This is a genomic window from Allochromatium warmingii, assembly GCF_900107145.1.
Taxonomy (GTDB): Bacteria; Pseudomonadota; Gammaproteobacteria; order Chromatiales; family Chromatiaceae; genus Thermochromatium; species Thermochromatium warmingii.
The window spans coordinates 1-19,636 of record NZ_FNOW01000052.1 but is presented as its reverse complement, the minus strand read 5'-3'; the positions used below and the strand labels follow the sequence as shown (position 1 = coordinate 19,636).

Genomic DNA, 19,636 nt, shown 5'->3' with positions numbered 1-19,636 from the left:
AAAAAATCTGTTAGGTCGCTGTTGTCATTTAGCCATTATAAATTTGGCCAACGACTTGAACAGAAGTGTATCGAGCGAGGCAAAAAGCTCATTCGGGTTTGCGAAGCCTACACGAGCAAAACTGTTTCATGGAACGGTAAATTGCTCAATATCGGTTCCGCAAAAACGATTACATCTGAAGGTATCACGGTTAATCGTGACATCAACGGCGCTCGTGGAATCTTTCTACGAGCTTTGGTGGATTCACCCATCCTCATTGAGGGTGCGCGTTAATAAATTCGCAAGTCTTTGTAGAGTTTATTAACGAAATTGAATCAGTCCTGTGGGTTGGTCTTGATTGCAGCGCCGGATTGCGAACAAGTCGCGGAACGTCTCCAAGCTCAGGCGCTTGCCGAGTATTCCAAGCAGGGAACCCTATGAGTCAGCGCAGTCGTCAGAAAAGCCGGAACAAGGGTCGTCACTCTGGTGCGCGGGGGCGTTCGGGTGTGGCGTCGACGTCGGTGGCGGCTTCCGATCCGGCGTCGATGGGGTCTGCTTCGCTTCCGGTGTCGGGGTCTACGGCGTTGAGTCAGGCGGGGGCGGCGGCTCGGGGCGGTGAACTGTTGCCCTGTGATGAGGCGTTGTTCGATCGGGCGCTGACGCAGTGGCAATTTGGTGACTGGAACCGGCTGGCCGGCCTTGATTCTGATGCGTTCGCGCATCATCCGCGCCGCGCTCGGTTGGCGCTGTTGGCGGCGGCTGGGCATCAGCAGCTCGGGCAGCTTGAGGAGACGCGCCGTTTGGTGCGTCTGGCGCATGATTGGGGCTGTGATCGCACGCTGATCGAGCGGGTGTTGATTTCGGGGGTCTATAACACGCTGGGGCGGGCCAATGCGCTGGCTGGGCGTCAGGGTCGTGCGCGCGAGCGGCTTGAAACCGCGCTGGTCGTGGGGGCGCCGGGGCAGGATTTCGCGTTGCTGATGCCGGCGCGGATTCGGCAGCAATTCGACGACGCTGGTCTGCCAGTTCCCACCACCGCGACGCCAAGGGCGCTGTGTCATTCAACTGGCTCCAAGGTCGACCAGACCGCGCTGGAGGCGGCCAGAGCGGCTTGGATGCTCGGCAACTGGCAGACACTCACGACATTCGACAAAGCCGACTTGGTGTCACACCCCGCGCGCGCCGAGTTGGCTCGACTCATCGCGGCCAGCTATCAACAGCTCGGCGATATGGCGGCGGCTGATCGCTGTACTCAGCTCGCGCTTGCTTGGGGCGAAGATCGCCGGCGAATGCGCGCAACCCTCACCTCAGGCGCCTTCAATCTGCTCGGGCGTGCCTGTGCGGCGTCTTTGCGCTATGGTGCGGCTCAGGCCAACTTCGCGCGCGCCTTGCGGATCGTGCAGGGCCGAGGCGATGTCGACCACGGACGGCTCAAGGCGCGTATCGAACATCAGGTGGCGATGATTCCAGGTCTCGATGTCGCAGAGACCGTCGCCGCCATCCTCGGTGCCGAACCAGAGACTACTGACGGCACCGCTGAGTTGGCGGCCTCATAGGGACACCTGAAATTTTCAAAAGGGCTTACTGGACATGCTTCATCTCAAGAATAAATCCATCCTCGTCACCGGCTGCTGCGGGACGGTCGGTGGCGAGCTGGTGCGCCAGCTGCTCGAAGACTACGGCGTTGACGAGCTCATCGGCATCGACAACAACGAGTCCGAGTTATTTTTTCAGCAGCAGCGTTATCAGCACCATGCGAACGCCAATTTCTTTCTCGCCAGCATCCGTGATCGCAGTAAGCTGGCGCGCCTGTTCAAGGGGGTGGACATCGTCTTCCATGCCGCAGCCTTCAAGCATGTCGTGCTCTGCGAGCGGGCACCCTTCGACGCGGTGCAGACCAACATCAATGGGGTGCAGAACGTCATTGAGGCAGCGTTGGAGGCCAAAGTCGGGCGGGTGATCTTCACCAGTTCCGACAAGGCGGTGAATCCGACCAATGTCATGGGCACCTCCAAGCTCATGGGCGAGCGGCTCATGACGGCCGCCAACAATTGTCAGCGCGGCTGCGACACCATTTTTGCGTCCACCCGTTTCGGCAATGTGCTTGGCTCGCGCGGTTCAGTCATTCCGATCTTCCGTGAGCAGATCCGCCAGGGCGGTCCTGTCACCCTGACCGATCCAGAGATGACGCGTTTCATCATGAGCATTCGCGAGGCGACGCGCCTGGTCATCGACTCCAGCGCGCTGGCCTGTGGTGGTGAGGTGTTCGTCACCAAGATGCCTGTCATCCGCATTCAGGATCTAGCCGAGGTGATGATTCGCCAACTGGCGCCGGTTTATGGTCATCGCGCCGAGGACATCGAGATCCGAGTCATCGGTTCCAAGGCGGGTGAAAAGCTCTACGAGGAGCTGATGAATGGTGAGGAGACCCGCCGCACCTATGAGCTGCCGACCTATTTCGCTGTGCTGCCGGCGTTGCGTCACATCTCGCGCGAGATCGAATACAGCTATCCCGAAATCTTATCCAAGTCGGTCGACAATCCCTACCACTCGGGTAACGAACCCTGTCTGTCGCAGGAGCAACTCAGCGAGTTCCTGCAGCAAAACAACCTGTTGCATGAAGACGATCCGCCGCCGGCGCCAACCCAGCGCATTTGGCTAGGTTGAACACGCAAATCTTTCGGCGAACTCAAGCGAGTACAGACATGTCACACATCCTCATTCTTGGCGGTGATGGTTATCTCGGCTGGCCTACGGCCATGTATTTTTCCGCGCGCGGCTATGCCGTCACCGTGGTCGACAACTATTTCCGCCGCAATGCCTGTAACGAACTCGATGTCGGGATGCTCTATCCCCTGCCGAGTCTGCCCGAGCGGGCGCGTATTTGGCATGAAAAAACCGGCTATGAGATCAAGGTCGTCATCGGTGATCTGACCGATCCCGAGGTGATGCGTGGTCTGTTCGATGGGCGGGTCAAGTATCAATGGGCGGTTGATCCGACATTCAGCGGGATTCCGGAGACCGTGGTTCACTATGCCGAACAGCCCTCGGCGCCCTATTCGCTGATCGATTACCGCTACGCGAATATCACGGTTTTGAACAATCTGCTCGTCACCAACAATCTCATGTTTGCGGTTCGGGATTTTGCGCCTGAGACGCACATGATCAAACTCGGCACCATGGGCGAGTACGGTACGCCCAACATCGATATCGAAGAAGGGTGGATTGAGATTGAGCACAAGGGGCGCAAGGGAACGTTTCTGTTTCCGCGTCAGGCGTCCTCGCTCTATCACACCACCAAGATCATGGATACCGACCTATTCTGGTTCGGTGTGCGCATGTGGAACCTCAAGGTCACGGATTTGATGCAGGGACCGGTGTATGGGTTGGAAACGGATGAGTCGGCTGTCGATGATCGGCTCAAGACGTTGTTCAACTATGACGAGGTCTTCGGCACCATCGTCAATCGTTTTATCGTTCAGGCAGTTGTGGGTTATCCGCTGACGGTTTACGGTAAGGGGGGGCAGACACGCGGTTATCTCAATCTCAAGGATACGTTGCAATGCGTGCATATGTCTGAGAAAACGCCGGCCAAGGCGGGTGAGCTGCGTATCTTCAATCAGATCATGGAAACCTTCAGCGTCAACGAGCTAGCGGAGTTGACTCAGCGGGTCGGGCGTAAGCTGGGTTATGATGTCACGATCAAGAATATCGAGAATCCGCGCAAAGAGGCCGAGGAGCACTATTACAACCCGACCTATCAGGGGTTGATCGATCTTGGCGTAGAACCGCACTATTTGACCGAAGAGGTCATGGAAAGCATGTTTCGGGTGGTGGCAGGCTATAAAGATAACATCCGTCAGGATGTGATCTTCCGTGGAGTACGGTGGTAAATTTAGTGACTAGCGCAAGCGTTTCTGTATTCAAAATATACTTGATTCACTTGCGCGCGGCACAATAGTATCTTTGTTTAAAAAATGTAAAAAATTGAGGAACTGCAAATTGAGCGCTGGAATATCAATCTTGATTAATGCTAAGGATGCATTGGATAATGCGGATGAATTCCTGGCTTCACTTGTAAAATATAATACCTATAAACCAATAGAGGTATTGCTTTGGGCTGCAGACGTTAAAAAAGCTATTGACTTGAGCCGAAAATATTTTTTTTCTGCATTTGTTCGGGTTATGCCTGTTAGAACAGTCTCTGCAACACATATTGAGCAAAAAGCACGCTACGAAAATATTTTAGTTATTAACTTGCCTGCAAAGATTAGTGCAGATGTTTTGCCTGAGTGGGTTAAAGCTAAAAAAACAAATATTCATAATGCTGTTTTCTATGAAAAAAAACATTTTAAATCTACTCAAGCTGATTATAGTCAAATTAACAGCCTCCTTTTCGGTAGTGATGTGGCATCCTCTGATTGTAACAAGAAAAATATTGATACAGATTCTGCGGCCGCATTAAAAACAATGGTTTTAGAGCAGAAGCAGAACGCTTTAAGGGCAAATGAAAATCGTCAGCCTGATTTGTCAATAATTATCCCGTGCTTTAATAAAGCTGAGTTTTTGCCGGAAACGCTGCAATCTCTTTCTCGCTTGGAGAGTGAGCGTGTGGAGATAATTGCAATAGATGATTGCTCATCGGACGATACCCCCTCAATTTTAAAGGATTTATCAAAGCGCTATAAAAACTTGACTTGTTATTTTAACAAAGAAAATAGAGGTGCTGGCTTCTCCCGAAACTTCGGTATCAATAATTGTTCAGGAAAATATATTTTTTTTCTTGACGCGGATGATCGCATAACCATTCATTTATCTGAAATGCTTGATCGTGCGCTGCATAGCAATGCAGATATTCTGCGTGGAAGAATTATTGGCAAGAAAAAAGATGGCAGCCCAGCTAAGTTGGCGAAAGAGCATCTTTTGCATCATGAGAATAAAGAGCAAGCAAGTTGGGAAACCGAAAAATCTTTATGGTTTTATTGGTATTTTAGTTCAAATTTGTATAAAAGCGATTTTATTAAAAATAACTTTTTAAGATTTCCTGAAAAAATAAGAAATGAAGATCCGATTTTTTTGTGCAAAGCTTATCTTTCGGCCGATAATATTTCTCTTTATAATAAGGCTGTTTATGAATATATTATTGGGGATGAGCAAAGAAACAAAACACCATCAGCCAGCTTTTTGCATGGGTGGGCAATAGGTAACTATACGATATATCAACTTATTAAGGCGAAACCCGAGCAGGCTTTATATTTTTTGCTCGGCATACCTGGAGTGAGGCGGCGATTAACGGATATCGTAAGTTTTCTTGAAAAAGAATTGGCTTTGAAATTATTGAGTTATATGTCTCTTATGCTATCCGACTACAAAGACCTAAAAAAACAGCATGAAAAAATCATAGCGTTTTCTAAAACGCAAATAAGTGGTGACTGGGCAGTTCAGTCTTTCTGTGACACGCTTGATTTGTACGATACGTTAAGCGGCAAAAACACTGAGGAAATTTTTTCTTATATAAAGGCATCGCAATGAAAAACAAAATTCCAGCAATAACAGTTATAGTTCCTATTTACAATGTAAGTCCATATTTAAAGCAATGTCTTGACTCGCTTATTGCTCAGACATTCGATAATTTTGAAGTTATCGGCATTGATGATGGCTCGTCTGATAGCTCTGGAGCTATTTTTGCAAAATATTTGCATGACAGTCGATTCAAACTTTATTTTAATTATGAAAATCAGGGGTTGCCATCAGCAAGAAATGTTGGAATAGTGAACAGTAAAGGGCAGTATCTCTATTTTTTGGATTCTGATGATTGGATAGGGCCTCAGGCATTAGAGCAGCTTTATGAAGTCGCTCAGGAAGATAAAGTTGATATAGTAATTGGTGGGCTGATTAAATATTATGATGAGACTGGAAAGTTAAAAATAGCAGAGAATCATGCTCGACTAATGAATGCGCCGAAGTCTGGAATTGACATTCGCACCGATCCGAATCTGTTTTGGTCGGTTATCTCTGCAAATAAATTAATAAAAAGTGACTTTATTAAACATCAGGGGCTTTACTTTAAGCAAACGCCTAGACGGTACGAAGACATGGCTACCTATAAATGGTATCTTTGCGGTGCAAAAGTGACAACGCTTGATGTAATAACTTATTTCTATAGGCAGCGTTGCTTGTCTAACGGGCAAACGTCAATTATGCAAGACAAATCAATGGATGCGTTTATTGATAAAATTTTAGCTTTTGATGATATTTTGAGATTTACAAAAAATAAAGGATTACTGCTTACAGATTTAGATCCTATGCATTCACAGTTGGCAATGATGAATTTGCCCAGAGCGTTGACTTGGATTTATAAAGATGTTTTTACAAAAAACAAAGACGACCTTTTTGGGCTGCAAAAATTTATTTTGGCAAATAGGCAGTTGTTAAGTCTTTTTAATAATTCATATATTCATAATCTTCCGGTGAAAGTTAAAGAAATAGCAGGATACATTTTGGAATCAGATCCCAGGGTATGTGTAGATAGATGTGTGAAAGCGTATAGCTGACTGAAATAGAAATTACTTTTGTTGCTGATATGTCAGCACAATAAATCTTTTTTGTGGATAAAACTGTGGCATTAGTTAGCGTAATAGTAATAGCCTATAACAACGAAAATATCTCTAGCGCTTTGCTCTCGGCTAGCCAGCAGATATATTCCAATGTTGAAATTATTGTTGTTGATGACGGGAGTAGTGATCAAACGTATTCTTTAATTAAAGAGTTTTCGCTTTCTGATAAGCGAGTTAAATATGTGCAAAATAAAACAAATCTAGGACGATCAGCTTCAAGAAATGTTGGATTGTCTTTGTCTGCTGGAGAGTATTTTGTCTTTTTAGACGCAGATGATTTTTTGCCTGCACCCTCGGTAAAAGAGCAGCTGGATATTGCGATTGCATATCAGGCAGATATAGTTTTTGGCAAAACTACAGCAATTGATATAGAAAAAAATTTAGAAGTAAGTCATTATACAGATCATATTATTAATAAGACTTTAAATAATATAGATGTAAAACAAAAGCCAAATCTGATAAATAATAATCAGATTGTTGGTCGCCTTTATAGAAAAGATTACGTAACGAAGAATGATATTCTTTTTCCAGATAATCGAAGGAATGCTGAAGATTTATATTTTAATTATTTCAGCTTAATGCAGGGGGCGGTAGTTTCTACTGCGCCAAATGTAAATTCGTATATTTATAAAGTCGGTAACTATTTAAATACGGGATCAAAAAATAAAATATGCGATGCTCGCGATAACTTGTTGGAGATACTAAATCATGCCATAAATTATGGTAATCAGCAGATATTGGATGTTGTATTAAAAAAATGCTTGGATTTTGTGTCAATACTTGATCGGCCAGCAAAAGCTTATGGATCAGATGAGAGAGATTTTATTAATTTTTTGGCTAGCTTAAGGCCTCTCGTTTCTAATATTTCAGAAGCCGATATAGACAGTCTTCCAGTGCATAGAAGAGATATCGCAAGATTTATAAAAAATGGGTATTACTATGGCGCATATGATCGGTGGGTGAACTCAAAAATGTATTGGAGTAAATGGAAGCAGAAAACTGCTAAATCTTAGATGTCAAATCCCCGGAGATTATGAGCGCGTTTTTTGAAGAATTTAGGTCGTTTTTCGCGCTAATCCTTGAGCGCGTGGCCGGATCAATGGCAGCGAATAGATACTGAGCGCGGTCCTCATCCGGCAGGCGGGGCAGGTACCTCACATCGACATGCACGAAGCCCTGTTCGTAATCCGTGAAGGGCTTGACCGGACGCGCCTCGGAGTCAATCGGTTGGGGCTTGACCGCTTGGCGCTTGGCGACATCATGACGAGGCAGACAACGATCCAGGCCCGAGCGCGAGATGACGGTGCTGTTAAACTCATGGGCGACCGCCAACAGGAGCGTTACGCAACTCCACCACCACCGCTTCCTGGACCGGCGTTAGGCGCGTGTGGAGGCGATGCGGGCGGCGTGAGGCGTCCTCAGTACTGGAGTGGAGCGCCCACGCCACTTCGATACCACCCCATAACGCTCCGCCTAGCTCCCGCTTCGGGAGCGTCTAGCTCTGGATCTCACGGCGGATGGCTGGTGTGGTGCACGTTTTTTTGTGCAGACGGATGACCGTAGGGAGCTAGACCTGCTCGTGTTCAGTGTGGACGTGACGGGCGGCACTCAAACTCATCGACGAGTCGCTGAAGAACCTCAAAGGCGAGCAACAAAGGATAACTCCTTCGCGGTACATAATTACACGTAATGCAACAGATAATTAAAGGTAATATATGAAAATACTCGTCGCTGGGAGTTGCTTATCGGCTTTAATTGCAAAAGAATTGGGAAAAAGAAAACATCAATTATTAGATGCCTTGCATCATGTTCGGTTAGACGCATACATGTGGTATCTTTCAGGAGAAATGCCTGTTGGTGCTACTGAAAAACAGCTTTTAATAATAGAAGAAAAAGCTGGTGAAGCATGTGTGAGCCCCAAAAAAAAGGAGCTTTTAGCGGCTAGACTGAAAAATCAAACTGAAAAAAAATTATCTAATTTTACTTCTTTGCTAAAAAATGCGGATTGGCTTATTTTAGATAATCATTATGATCTTTCTTTGCCTTTGCATCGCATTTATGCTGATGAGAAATATTGTTTTTTGAATGTTGGTGAGCAGGCAATTGCTGGGGAAAGTGTTGGTTTTTTTGATTTGAGTCACGCTGCTGAAATTTACGCTAAATTAGTATATTGGATTCGGCTGAAAAATCCGCAGATAAAAATTATCTATATTAATTATCCTGTTTCAGCATGGGAGAAATTGCGCGTTGATAATTATCGTTTGAGTCGTGCGCAAGAACTGAAGCGCATATTTGAAGATGCTGAAAGTCAAATTCCAGGATTAAAAGTTGTTCCATTTATTGATGTGCCAGACGAGCGCCTTGATCTAGAAAAAGGAGTTCATTATTTTGATGCTGAGTTTTATGACTTATTGGCAGATGTCGTTGAGTTTTTGGCAAATAACGATGATTTTTCTTTTTTATGCGGTCATGGAAATCTTGGCTTCCATGATTTGAAAAAAATGATTTCTTCAAGTCATGGCGGTGAAAATAATCATGTTAACTCTACTCGAGTGAGCGAGCTGTCGCATCCCTACTCCAATATGCCAAGACGGCAATACTGGAAACCCTCTGTCGCCGAGCCTTACCCGTTAGTCATCACAGACCTGTATCGCAAGAAATTTACTATCAGCGTACAAGACGCTATTGCTACCTGCGGTAGCTGCTTCGCGCAACATATTGGCAAGCGACTGCGTAATGGGGGCTACCGTTACCTAGATCAGGAACCAGCGCCTAAAGAGCTTGGTGCGGAAAAAGCCAAAGCTCTGGGTTACGGGTTGTATTCCGCCCGTTATGGCAATGTTTACACAAGTCGCCAGCTTGTCCAGCTTTTCCAGCGCGCTTTCGATCGCTTGCACTTCGATGAAGTCTGGCAGAATTTTCAAGGCCGCTATATCGATCCCTTCCGCCCCAACCTATGTGGTGAGGGTGAGGCCACCGCCGAAGTAGTGCTAGAGGCGCAACGCCAGCACCTCAAGCAGGTACGGCGGATGTTCGAGACCCTCGATGTATTCGTCTTCACGATGGGGTTGACCGAAACCTGGATCCATCGTGATACCAGCGCGGTCTATCCGATCTGCCCAGGCGTCACAGCAGGCTGCTTTGATCCAAACCGTTATGCCTTCGTCAATCTTGACTACGCTACCATCCTTGACGAGATGGAGACTTTCTTAGCCGCGCTGAAGGAGGTCAACTCCACCGCCAAGGTGCTGTTGACAGTCAGCCCAGTGCCACTGACCGCGACCGCTGAGAATCGGCATGTACTGCTTTCGACTATAGCCTCTAAGTCTATCCTGCGCGCCGTAGCAGATCGGCTTTATCAGAGCCATAAGCATGTCGACTATTTTCCGTCTTATGACATCATTATGTCTCCGCCTTATAGGGGAATGTTTTTCAAAAATAACCTGCGCTCGATCCATGAAGAAGGTGTGGATTATGTGATGTCGCATTTTTTCGACCAGCATTGCCTGCATGAGGCAGAAGCAACTTCAGCTATTGAGCAATCCACTGTGCCTGCCTGTACTGCATGTGGTGCGGCAGAAAATGCAGAGGAGGATGGCGAGGCATTCTGCGATGAAGCGTTTCTTGAGTTGGAGCGCCAGCTAGATGCGAGTTAAGGCATCTCATTCTACACATCTCTATAAATTTTTAGAATTCCATAAAACACAAACCGGAATGCATGCTATAAAAATTAGTGGCTTACGGGCATTTTGCGTAACGCAATGGATTAAGATGAGGCACCTGCGTGAGAGTTTAAACTGCCTGGAGCTATCCTCTGATCAAGAGCGAAAATTGAATGGTTATTACAGTTTAGCTGCAAGAATAGGGCAAGATATGCGTGATAGTGGAGAAATAAATCCGGATTATTTTTTGTGCCATACTGATTTTTAACATGAGAAACGCTACTCGAAAAGTCGTCGTGGTGCTAGGTTCTGGTCGCTCAGGAACCTCGTTATTAATGCAAATTTTAGTTCGGCTTGGAATGGGGGTTTCCTCAGATTTGGTTCCGGCTAATGCGAGTAACACGGAGGGGTTTTATGAGCATATTGATACAATAGATATTCATCAAGAATTGTTTAGCTGCTTGGGTGGCTCAGTGACATTGCCGTTGCCTGCCAATTGGCTAGATACTGACTGCGCCAGAGAAGCGAGGGCGAAGCTTGAACAAATACTAAAAAAATTCTTGGCTGAGCAGCCAGGAATAGTAGGGATCAAGGATCCGCGTATCAGCACCTTCTTGCCTTTATGGTTGCGCTTATTTAATTCTTTAAATGTCGTCCCGAAATTCATTCTTGCTGTGCGAGAGCCCGCATGTGTCGTTTCTTCTTTTGTTCGTCATTATAATAATTCTGCAGACAGAGTTGAGCTGGTTTGGTTGCTGCGAATGCTCGACGCGTTAGAGTATACTGCAGGGGATTGCTTTATTGCGCATTATGAAGATTGGTTTTCAAATTCTTTTTTGAACGCAAAAAATCTGCTGTGCTACACGGGGTTAAATAAAAACTTTGGAGGCGATTTGTCTGAGGTTTTAGCTGACACGATTAAGGGGAATTTAAGTCATGTCAGGCCGGATGAATATGCTATTCAAAATCCTATTGTCGCGAAGCTTTATTCGGCACTTCAGAAGTGTCGCGGAGACGATTTTGACCGTGAAGAGGTGATGTTCGTTGTTAAGGAGTGCCGTCGGTCTATTGAAGGATTTAAAGACTGGTATCTCGCGTCTTATCAATCAAAAGCAAAGTTGCAAAATATTGAAAATCTTTTGACGCAAGTGAAAAATGAAAAAAACCAATTGCAAAAATTTCACGCCGAACTCAAAGAAGAGAATCGCTTGATGCGGAAAGAAAATCAAAGACTGCAAGGGCTTGCTGGTGAAATTGAAAAATTATCTTTGGCGATTCGTCATTTTGAAAAACACTAGTTTTTGATTTTGCATCGAAAATAAAATTTCCCGTTTTTTCGTTTTTCGCTGCCAGCCATGGAAGCGCGAAGCCGGTAGTCACGGCTAGGTGGAGGCGACAACTACTTTGAAAGTTACCTGTTGGGACGCGACGGGCGGCGCTCAAATTACTCGACGCGCGGAGTACTTCGCGGACGAGGGGTAAAGGGTAACTCCTTTGCGGTACATAATCACACGGGACGCAACAGCTAGATCAAGTGGTGACTGTTAGTTACGATGATTCATCGGGGTTGATTTGGCTGAAGCTAAACGCAATCAGCGTCTATTGAAAGATTTCGCGGAAGCTCAGCGTCTCTACCGCGACAGGCAGTTTTCTATAGCCCGAAAGCGATTAGCGGCATATCGCGCTGGAATCGATTACGAGTCGTTTCCGCGCCAGGACCGAAGGCCAGCGGAGCAGATCATCCATAGCTCAGTAGTACTGGTCAGCTACGGCAGCGGCCAGGGACTACTCGACTGCCTGTACAGCCTACGCAAGCAAATTGATCCGCATTTCGAAATCATCCTGGTCGACCAAGGCGGCAACGAGTCAGTGCATGCCGAGCTGGCCACTTGGCCACTCCTATGGGTTTGCCCCCCCATCAACTTGTTCCCATCCGAAGGCCGCAACCTAGGCGCCCACTTCGCCCGAGGCGAGTTCCTGATCTTCCTCGATGACGACGCCATCGCCCATGAAGACTTCACCGCCCAAGCCTGGTTCGGAATGCACCAAACCCAAGCACTCGCCTTACGCGGCCGCATCCGACCCCGCTCACCCGACCAACCGACACCCGCCCCCCCACCACACTACGACCTCGGCGAACACCCCTGCCTCGCCCCCGCGAATCTCGAAGGCAATCTCGTCGTGCGCCGCGCCGCCTTTCAAATCGTGCGCGGTTTCGACCCCTTGATCTTCGGCCACGAAGGACGCGAACTGGGCTGGCGTCTGCATCAGGCACGCCGGCACGGAGCCTTTGCTGATACCCCTTGGCGCGGAATTTATTACTGGCCTATGCTCCAAATTCGCCATGACTTCGCTACCGGCGAACGGCTGGCAACGAAACGCGCCCGACATGCTCTGGGGCAGGCTTACCTTGACACCTTCGCCCCCGGTGCCTTCGATGCCCCCGAGCGCATGGACCCCGCTCTCGCCGAACTGACACCGGAAACACTCGCTAACCAGCTACCCGGCCCCGGTATAACCCTGATCCTGCGTGCTGGCACCGATCTCACCCAAACGCAACGACTGTTGACAAGTCTGATACAGCAGGCATTCCAGCGCCCGATCGAAGTCTTGATATCGGCCCCGAACGCCAAAGCCGCTGTAGCTATGATCCGCCCTTTTCTGGTAAGACTTCCAATTCGTGTGCTCAGTCCCCGAAACCTGCATTCCAGACAAAATCTGAGCGATCTCGTCGGGCTTGGGCGCTATGCCAGCATCGCACTCGTCGCCGAAACAGCCGTATTTTCAAGCAATCCCTGGCCCACCATGCTGACAACCCTGGAACAGCAAGCCGTCGTCGCCGGCCCCGGCGAACTGGCCGAAACCCTGTTGCTCTGTCACCGCTGGACACTCGGACGCGGTTTCACCGAACCCCTGGATACCCCGCTCCCTCAATTGATCAAGCGCCTAACCATCGGGGGGTAATAAATCGTGTTTAAGGCGCGACATCTGTATGTAGCCCTCTCCGGCCACGGTTTCGGCCACTTAGCCCAGGTCGCGCCCGTCGTCAATGCTTGGCAGTGTCGTCACCCGGCGCGACGCCTGACCATCCAAACCGCTCTGCCTGAAACTGTGGTCCGCGCCCGCATCCCCGGTGTCTCATGCATAGTCATTGGCGAAGCCGATTTCGGCCTACGTATGGCCGATGCCCTCACCGTGCAGATCGACGCCAGCCTCGCCGCCTATCGCACTTTTCACACTGATTGGGAACACCATCTGACTTGGCAGATCGGCCTGCTGCGCGAAGCAACCCCCGACCTGATCTTGGCGGATATCCCCTATCTCACCCTGGCGGCCGCCGCTCGACTTGACATTCCTGCGGTCGCGTTGTGCTCCCTGAACTGGGCTGACGTACTGGCTGCCTACGCGCCCGAATCCCCTGACCTGGACCGCCTGTGCGCACCCATGTTGGACGCCTACAACAGCGCGGCGGTCTTTCTCTGCCCCGAACCCTCGATGCCCATGCCCACGCTGCGCAACGTCCACGCGATCGGCCCCATCGGCGTGCTGGGCCGTTCGCAACGCCCCTTGATCGACCACCGACTGGGACTACGCGACGACGAGACTCTGGTCCTGATCGGACTAAGCGGAATGGAAATGCGCCTGTCGCTTACCCACTGGCCACGACTGCCGGGCGTGCACTGGTTGACACCGCCGGGAACCGACGCTCAGCGCGACGATGTGCATGACTGGACTGTCCTCGGTGCACGCCCCATGGTCGACCTGATTGCCTCCTGCGATGCCTTCTTGACCAAACCTGGGTATGGGGCCTTTGTCGAAGCCGCCTGTCATGGCACACCCGTACTCTATGTCGAACGCGACGACTGGCCGGAAGAACCAGGCTTGAGCCGTTGGCTGCATACACACGGCCGCGCCCAGCGTCTCAGTCGCGAGCAGTTTGCTCAAGGTAACCTGGAAGTGCCGTTGCGTGAACTGTTGGTGCTACCAGCTTGTGAGTCAGCAGCACCGACAGGTATTGACGAGGCGGTTACATGGTTAGAACGCTTGATGAGGTGATGATGGATTACGTTCTGCATTTTACGAACGTAAAATCGCTCGATTATGATGCTGATCCGTATCCGCGCTTATGCGTATCTGTTGCGTCCCGCGTGATCATGTGCCGCGCAATCTGCTCGGGAGCGTGATGCCAGAATAAAAAGCTTTTTTGAAATAATCAGGCAGGGTTGTTTGAAATGAAAAAAACAGAAAATAAATGTGATTTGCATTTTCTGCATGTAGGAAAAACTGGCGGAACAGCTATTAAATCAGCTTTGAGTGATTATCTGGTTTTGTCTCGCTATAGCTTGCTTTTGCACTCGCATGAAACTTCGATTAAAGATATTCCTGAGAATAGTAAATTTATGTTTTTCTTGAGGGATCCTATTTCTCGATTTGTTAGTGGTTTTTATAGCCGAAAAAGAAAAGGGCAGCCGCGCTATTTTTATGATTGGCGTCCGGATGAAAAAAAAAGCATTTGAGTTGTTTCAGACGCCAAACGATCTGGCAAATGCTCTCGCTGGAGGCGCTTTGCAGGATGCAGCACTGAAAGCCATGCGTTCTATCACGCACCTCAGAAAATATAAGCATTGGTATGTGACGCTGGATTATTTTGAATCGCGATTGGCGGATGTATTTTATATCGGATTTCAAGAAACGATGGACAGTGATTTTTCCAAACTTAAAGTGCTTTTGGATTTACCCGATTCGTTGCAACTTCCAAATGATGATGTTGGCGCCCATCGAAATCCTCAAAATCTTGACAAGAGCTTGACTCCAAAAGCTGTTGCTGCATTAACCGATTGGTATGCTGAGGACTATGTTTTTTTCTCTAGATGTAAAAAGAATTAAAGGGGTCGGGTTGGGAATTAAAGGGGTCGGGTTGAATTTATTTCTGCTATACTTTTAAGTATGCCACGCCGCCCCCGCCTGCACATCGCTGGTTACCCGCATCACCTCGTCCAACGCGGTCATAACCGTGCGGCGTGCTTCTTTGGTGAGGAAGACTATCAGACCTATCGCCACTGGCTCGGCGAGGCGCTGGCAAAAACTGGCGCGGCGCTCCATGCCTATGTCTTGATGACCAACCATGTTCATCTGCTGATCACGCCCCAGGCGGCGGAGGACATTCCCCAACTGGTGATGGCCATCGGGCGGCGCTATGTTCAGACCATCAACAAGACCTATCGGCGCACCGGTACCCTGTGGGACAGCCGCTACAAATCCTCACTGATCCAGACCGAAACCTACCTGCTGCGCTGCCAGCGTTATATTGAGCTGAATCCGGTACGAGCTGACATGGTGCGCGATCCAGGTGAGTATCCTTGGAGTAGCTATCGAGCGAACGGTCTGGGCGCAAGCGACCCGCTACTCTCGCCCCATGCCTTGTATCGGGAACTGGGCGCATCGCCAGACGCTCGGCAAGCAGCGTATCGTGAACTGTTTCGTACCGAGTTGGATGAGGCGGCACTTGCAGAACTGCGCCTGGCGATTCAACAATCCCAGCCCATCGGCAACGAACGGTTTTTGCAGCACATCGAACAGATGACCGGCCAGCGACGCGAAGCCCGCCCGTGCGGTCGACCGCGTCTGGAACCAGACGGTCCGACAGTGTTGACGGGACAGATGGAGTTGGGTCTTTAAACGTCACACCAAACTGATTCAGAGAAGACATCAGCAACGAAAGAGAGCCGAAACGATGCCAATGATGATCGAACTCACGGAACGTCAAACAAAATCGTTATCCATTCTGGCCGAACACGAGCATTGCTCATTAAACGAGCTGGTTCGAGAGGCTGTCAATGATTATCTAAACCGCCATCCATTACAACAAGATAGCGATTCCGCTTTTGGTCTGTGGCGACACAAGCGCGAAGATGGACTCGCCTATCAAGAGCGCCTACGCTCGGAATGGTGCGATGAAAGCACTGTTTGATACCAACATCCTGATCGATTACCTGAACGGCATTGATGTGGCCCGTCAGGAAATCGCCCGCTATGAATACGCTTCAATCAGCTTGATCACCTGGATGGAAGTCTTGGTCGGAGCAACCGCTGAGGAAGAGCTGATTGTCAGAGAATTTCTTCATCGTTTTCAGGTGCTCGATATCGATCAAGCGGTCGCCGAACAAGCGATTACATTACGCAAAGTTCGCCGAATTAAACTTCCCGATGCCATTGTGCAGGCGACGGCAATCGTCGCGGGCATGGTTTTAATCACTCGGAATACGAAGGATTTTCCAGAAGATGATGCGGGCATTCGTGTTCCCTATCGGCTTGATCCAGCGCCGCCATCGTCATAACAGCGTAGCCGGTTGTTGCGTCCCCACGGATCGCGCCGAGATCAAACAGCTCCTGTAATTCCTCAACGAAAGCCGCTACAACCGCCTCCTGTCGGGACACATCTTCATCACCAACTCACAGCGCCCGGCCCCCGCCGGACGCTAACCAAACCGACGGCCTGTCATCATGGATCAGCTTCTTCCATCCACGCCCTCCCACACCGCCACCGTCGCCCTCATCCCACTGCGCGGCGGTTCCAAGAGCATCCCCAAGAAAAACATCAAACCCCTAGCCGGCAAACCCCTGTGCGCCTGGGTGCTGGAGGCCGCCACCGCCGCCAAACACATCGACGCCGTCTACGTCTCCACCGACTGCCCCGAGATCGCCGCCGTCGTCCAAGGACTGAACCTGGGCGTGCACCTCATCGAGCGCCTAGCCGAATTCGCCACCGACGAAGCCTCCACCGAAGCCGTCATGCTCCACTTCATGGACCACTGCCCCTTCGAACGCCTCGTCACCATCCAAGCCACCTCCCCACTGCTGCGCGCCGAAGATCTCGACACCGCCCTCGCACGCTTCGACCACGAGCCGCTCGACTCACTCCTCAGCGCCGTGCGCACCAAACGCTTCTTCTGGAACGACGACGCCACCCCCATCAATTACGACCCCCTGCACCGCCCCCGACGCCAGGAGTTTTCAGGTACCCTCATGGAGAACGGCGCTTTCTACATCACCCGCCGCGCCATCCTCGAACGCCACCGCTGTCGCCTCGGCGGACGCATCGGCATCCACGAGATGCCCGAACACACCGCGCTGGAGATCGACGAACCGGAGGATTGGGAACTCGTGGCCCGCTGCCTGGCGGCACAGGTTTGAAACGAATCGGCGGTCGGTATGGGAACGATCCTGACGGCGGAACTCGAAATCCAACAGTCGAGCCATGACGATGCACATCACCTTCAACATTCCCTCACAGTTGCCTGACGCCATTCAGTGCAGTCAGGATGAATTTACCCGACAAGCCAAAATGGCGATGGCCTGTAAACTCTACGAAATCGGTAAAATTTCATCAGGCATGGCCGCTCAGATCGTTGGTATCGAGCGTGTGGCTTTTCTGCTGCAACTCAGCCAGTATGGCGTGCCGATGATCGACCTGAACCATGACGAAATCCTCGCGGATATCGACCATGCTTGATCGTCCACAGAGCATCGTCATCAATACGACACCGCTGATTGCCGTTTCAGCTATGCGCTCGATGGAGAACAGGCGATCCGCCGACTACGCGCACATGGCATCTGGCTTGGCCGGGATGTCATGCGCATTTTGACTCAGGACGATTGACGATTCTTCAATCTCACGTATCCCTGCTGCCGCTATTACTCAGTTATTGCATCTGGAGACGCTGACATGCGTATCGAAAAAAAGATCAAGGATTTTCTCGTATTCTCCGGCGACAGCCTGCTCGATGCGCTCAAGCGGATCAACGACAACCAGGCGCGCATCGCCTTCGTCGTCGAGGATAGCGGCGTTCTGCTCGGCGCCGTCAGTGACGGCGATGTGCGCCGCTGGATCACGCGCTCACCAGAGCTGGATTTCAACCTGCCGGTCGATCAGGTGATGAACCGCGACTTCGTCGCACGTCTGCTGACCGATCCGCCCGCCGCGATCGACGAATCGTTCGACCACAAGCGCGACATCATCCCGCTCATCGACAACATGGGCCGGTTCGTGGCCCTGGCACGGCGCGGTGTCGTGGGCTTTCAGCTCGGCGAGCGCCTGATCTCGGATCAGAGCCCCGCCTTCATCATTGCCGAGGTCGGCAACAACCATAATGGCGACATCCAGCTGGCCAAACGGCTGGTGGATCTGGCCATCGAGGCCGGCGCCGATTGCGTCAAATTCCAGATGCGCGACCTCTCCACGCTCTATTCCAATCAAGGCAAGAATGCCGAGGCGTGCTATGACCTTGGCTCGCAATACACCCTGGATCTGCTCAATCGCTTCCAGCTCGACAATGACGCCCTGTGCGCGGTATTCGACTACTGCACCGCACGCGGCATCCTGCCGCTCTGCACCCCCTGGGATCTCGCCAGCCTGCGTGTGCTGGAGGACTACGGCCTGCAAGGCTACAAGGTGGCGTCCGCCGATCTCACCAACAACGAGCTGCTGACCGCGCTTGCCGCTACCGGCAAGCCGCTGATTTGCTCCACCGGCATGAGCACCGAACCCGAGATCAAGGGCGCCGTCTCCCTGTTGCGTCGCCTGGGCGCGCCCTTCGCCTTGCTGCACTGCAACTCCACCTATCCCACGCCGTTCAAGGATGTGAATCTCAGCTATCTGGCGTGCCTGAAACAGATCACCGGCACGCTGGTCGGCTATTCCGGCCATGAGCGCGGCATCGCCGTTCCGGTGGCCGCCGTGGCGCTGGGGGCGCGGATCATCGAAAAACATCTCACGGTCGATCGCCACATGGAGGGCAACGACCACAAGGTCAGCCTCCTGCCCGAAGAGTTCGCGGACATGGTGCGCCAGATCCGCGCCGTCGAAGAGGCCATGGGGCAGGGCGGCGAACGCGAACTGACCCAGGGCGAAATGATTAACCGCGAAAACTTGGCCAAGAGCCTAGTGATCGATTGCGACCTGTCGCGCGGGCAGCTGATCCGGCGCGACATGATCGTGGTGAGAAGTCCCGGTCAGGGCTTGCAGCCCAACCGACTCGATGAGCTGGTCGGCAAGGTCGCCCAGAATTAAAGCAGAATTAAAGGCAGAATTAAAGAATTAAAGGAATTAAAGGGGTCAGGTTCGATTTAATTATTTAGGATGAAAGTCATCTTTGTTGAACTAGTATCTGATTACCACGCCCGCCACTTGGAGTCGTTATGCCCACAATCAGCATGTTCTACGGGATCATCGTTGCCTTGAATTAAAGGGGTCAATTAAAGGGGTCAGGTTCGATTTAATTATTTATAGTTATTTGCAGAAGTGTCTATAATTATAGTAAATAAAAGAGGTTTTCACGATGAGAGTGCGAAATATAAAAATTGAAAACCCAGACTTAC

General features: G+C 50.3%; 20 protein-coding genes. 19 read left to right on the top strand and 1 reads right to left on the bottom strand.

The features are described from left to right. The 7 genes from BLW10_RS12290 to BLW10_RS12260 form a co-directional block, all read left to right on the top strand. Window positions 1–273, top strand: a 273-nt coding sequence (locus BLW10_RS12290; RefSeq protein ID WP_143117077.1) for a zinc ribbon domain-containing protein, incomplete at its 5' end; no start/stop codon positions are given. A 329-nt stretch (window positions 274–602) separates the two neighbouring features. Next, window positions 603–1,535 carry a hypothetical protein gene (locus BLW10_RS12285; protein WP_143117076.1) on the top strand — a complete coding sequence of 311 codons (933 nt, stop codon included), beginning with the start codon at window positions 603–605 and terminating at the stop codon, window positions 1,533–1,535. A gap of 34 nt (window positions 1,536–1,569) precedes the next feature. Next, entirely contained in the window at window positions 1,570–2,646 is a 1,077-nt protein-coding gene (locus BLW10_RS12280) for an SDR family NAD(P)-dependent oxidoreductase (protein ID WP_091335098.1), read from the top strand. Between the two features lie 38 nt (window positions 2,647–2,684). After that, window positions 2,685–3,872, top strand: coding sequence for an NAD-dependent epimerase/dehydratase family protein (locus tag BLW10_RS12275; RefSeq protein ID WP_091335097.1), 1,188 nt, complete (start codon window positions 2,685–2,687; stop codon window positions 3,870–3,872). A 130-nt stretch (window positions 3,873–4,002) separates the two neighbouring features. Continuing rightward, window positions 4,003–5,511, top strand: coding sequence for a glycosyltransferase family 2 protein (locus BLW10_RS12270; RefSeq protein WP_091335095.1), 1,509 nt, complete (start codon window positions 4,003–4,005; stop codon window positions 5,509–5,511). After that, window positions 5,508–6,533, top strand: coding sequence for a glycosyltransferase family 2 protein (locus BLW10_RS12265; RefSeq protein WP_091335094.1), 1,026 nt, complete (start codon window positions 5,508–5,510; stop codon window positions 6,531–6,533). Before BLW10_RS12270 ends, BLW10_RS12265 begins: the two co-directional genes overlap by 4 nt. A 53-nt stretch (window positions 6,534–6,586) precedes the next feature. Beyond that, window positions 6,587–7,609, top strand: coding sequence for a glycosyltransferase family 2 protein (locus tag BLW10_RS12260; protein WP_177169067.1), 1,023 nt, complete (start codon window positions 6,587–6,589; stop codon window positions 7,607–7,609). Here the strand turns inward: BLW10_RS12260 and BLW10_RS12255 are convergent. Beyond that, window positions 7,599–7,928, bottom strand: a complete 330-nt coding sequence (locus BLW10_RS12255) for a hypothetical protein (protein WP_091335090.1) — start codon at window positions 7,926–7,928, stop codon at window positions 7,599–7,601. The two genes, BLW10_RS12260 and BLW10_RS12255, sit on opposite strands and share 11 nt — an antisense overlap. Window positions 7,929–8,311: 383 nt before the next feature. On the opposite strand from BLW10_RS12255, the gene BLW10_RS14135 reads away from it, so the two are divergent. The 12 genes from BLW10_RS14135 to BLW10_RS12200 all read left to right on the top strand — a co-directional run bounded on the left by BLW10_RS14135 (window position 8,312) and on the right by BLW10_RS12200 (window position 19,328). After that, entirely contained in the window at window positions 8,312–10,252 is a 1,941-nt protein-coding gene (locus tag BLW10_RS14135; protein ID WP_218139732.1) for a GSCFA domain-containing protein, read from the top strand. Between the two features lie 275 nt (window positions 10,253–10,527). Next, window positions 10,528–11,556, top strand: coding sequence for a sulfotransferase family protein (locus tag BLW10_RS13860; protein WP_143117075.1), 1,029 nt, complete (start codon window positions 10,528–10,530; stop codon window positions 11,554–11,556). 274 nt (window positions 11,557–11,830) lie between these two features. After that, window positions 11,831–13,222, top strand: coding sequence for a glycosyltransferase family 2 protein (locus tag BLW10_RS12240; protein ID WP_177169066.1), 1,392 nt, complete (start codon window positions 11,831–11,833; stop codon window positions 13,220–13,222). 213 nt (window positions 13,223–13,435) lie between these two features. Beyond that, a complete protein-coding gene (locus BLW10_RS12235) occupies window positions 13,436–14,314 on the top strand; it encodes a hypothetical protein (RefSeq protein WP_143117074.1) in 879 nt (292 codons plus the stop codon). A gap of 176 nt (window positions 14,315–14,490) precedes the next feature. Further along, complete coding sequence (locus BLW10_RS13855; RefSeq protein ID WP_143117073.1) at window positions 14,491–14,775, top strand: sulfotransferase family 2 domain-containing protein; 285 nt, start codon at window positions 14,491–14,493, stop codon at window positions 14,773–14,775. Continuing rightward, complete coding sequence (locus BLW10_RS12230) at window positions 14,756–15,145, top strand: hypothetical protein (protein ID WP_143117072.1); 390 nt, start codon at window positions 14,756–14,758, stop codon at window positions 15,143–15,145. The genes BLW10_RS13855 and BLW10_RS12230 overlap by 20 nt, the downstream gene beginning before the upstream one ends. Window positions 15,146–15,205: 60 nt before the next feature. Beyond that, complete coding sequence (locus tag BLW10_RS12225; protein WP_091335082.1) at window positions 15,206–15,937, top strand: transposase; 732 nt, start codon at window positions 15,206–15,208, stop codon at window positions 15,935–15,937. A gap of 61 nt (window positions 15,938–15,998) precedes the next feature. After that, window positions 15,999–16,229, top strand: coding sequence for a CopG family transcriptional regulator (locus tag BLW10_RS12220; protein ID WP_245709378.1), 231 nt, complete (start codon window positions 15,999–16,001; stop codon window positions 16,227–16,229). Then, window positions 16,213–16,596 (top strand): type II toxin-antitoxin system VapC family toxin, encoded by a 384-nt coding sequence (locus BLW10_RS12215; RefSeq protein WP_091335078.1) that lies wholly within the window; start codon window positions 16,213–16,215, stop codon window positions 16,594–16,596. The genes BLW10_RS12220 and BLW10_RS12215 overlap by 17 nt, the downstream gene beginning before the upstream one ends. 166 nt (window positions 16,597–16,762) lie before the next feature. Beyond that, window positions 16,763–17,452 (top strand): acylneuraminate cytidylyltransferase family protein, encoded by a 690-nt coding sequence (locus tag BLW10_RS12210; RefSeq protein WP_091335076.1) that lies wholly within the window; start codon window positions 16,763–16,765, stop codon window positions 17,450–17,452. A gap of 70 nt (window positions 17,453–17,522) precedes the next feature. After that, a complete protein-coding gene (locus tag BLW10_RS12205; RefSeq protein WP_218139731.1) occupies window positions 17,523–17,771 on the top strand; it encodes a UPF0175 family protein in 249 nt (82 codons plus the stop codon). Window positions 17,772–17,984: 213 nt separating this feature from the next. Further along, window positions 17,985–19,328 (top strand): N-acetylneuraminate synthase family protein, encoded by a 1,344-nt coding sequence (locus BLW10_RS12200; protein ID WP_091335073.1) that lies wholly within the window; start codon window positions 17,985–17,987, stop codon window positions 19,326–19,328. Window positions 19,329–19,636 lie beyond the last annotated feature (308 nt).

Excerpts from the sequence above, each read along its gene's own strand:
- BLW10_RS12280 (WP_091335098.1), top strand. The coding sequence starts at position 1,570 with ATGCTTCATCTCAAGAATAAATCCATCCTCGTCACCGGCTGCTGCGGG.
- BLW10_RS12275 (WP_091335097.1), top strand. The coding sequence starts at position 2,685 with ATGTCACACATCCTCATTCTTGGCGGTGATGGTTATCTCGGCTGGCCT.
- BLW10_RS12265 (WP_091335094.1), top strand. The coding sequence starts at position 5,508 with ATGAAAAACAAAATTCCAGCAATAACAGTTATAGTTCCTATTTACAAT.
- BLW10_RS14135 (WP_218139732.1), top strand. The coding sequence starts at position 8,312 with ATGAAAATACTCGTCGCTGGGAGTTGCTTATCGGCTTTAATTGCAAAA.
- BLW10_RS13860 (WP_143117075.1), top strand. The coding sequence starts at position 10,528 with ATGAGAAACGCTACTCGAAAAGTCGTCGTGGTGCTAGGTTCTGGTCGC.
- BLW10_RS12235 (WP_143117074.1), top strand. The coding sequence starts at position 13,436 with ATGGCCGATGCCCTCACCGTGCAGATCGACGCCAGCCTCGCCGCCTAT.
- BLW10_RS13855 (WP_143117073.1), top strand. The coding sequence starts at position 14,491 with ATGAAAAAAACAGAAAATAAATGTGATTTGCATTTTCTGCATGTAGGA.
- BLW10_RS12230 (WP_143117072.1), top strand. The coding sequence starts at position 14,756 with ATGAAAAAAAAAGCATTTGAGTTGTTTCAGACGCCAAACGATCTGGCA.
- BLW10_RS12225 (WP_091335082.1), top strand. The coding sequence starts at position 15,206 with ATGCCACGCCGCCCCCGCCTGCACATCGCTGGTTACCCGCATCACCTC.
- BLW10_RS12220 (WP_245709378.1), top strand. The coding sequence starts at position 15,999 with ATGATGATCGAACTCACGGAACGTCAAACAAAATCGTTATCCATTCTG.
- BLW10_RS12215 (WP_091335078.1), top strand. The coding sequence starts at position 16,213 with ATGAAAGCACTGTTTGATACCAACATCCTGATCGATTACCTGAACGGC.
- BLW10_RS12210 (WP_091335076.1), top strand. The coding sequence starts at position 16,763 with ATGGATCAGCTTCTTCCATCCACGCCCTCCCACACCGCCACCGTCGCC.
- BLW10_RS12205 (WP_218139731.1), top strand. The coding sequence starts at position 17,523 with ATGCACATCACCTTCAACATTCCCTCACAGTTGCCTGACGCCATTCAG.
- BLW10_RS12200 (WP_091335073.1), top strand. The coding sequence starts at position 17,985 with ATGCGTATCGAAAAAAAGATCAAGGATTTTCTCGTATTCTCCGGCGAC.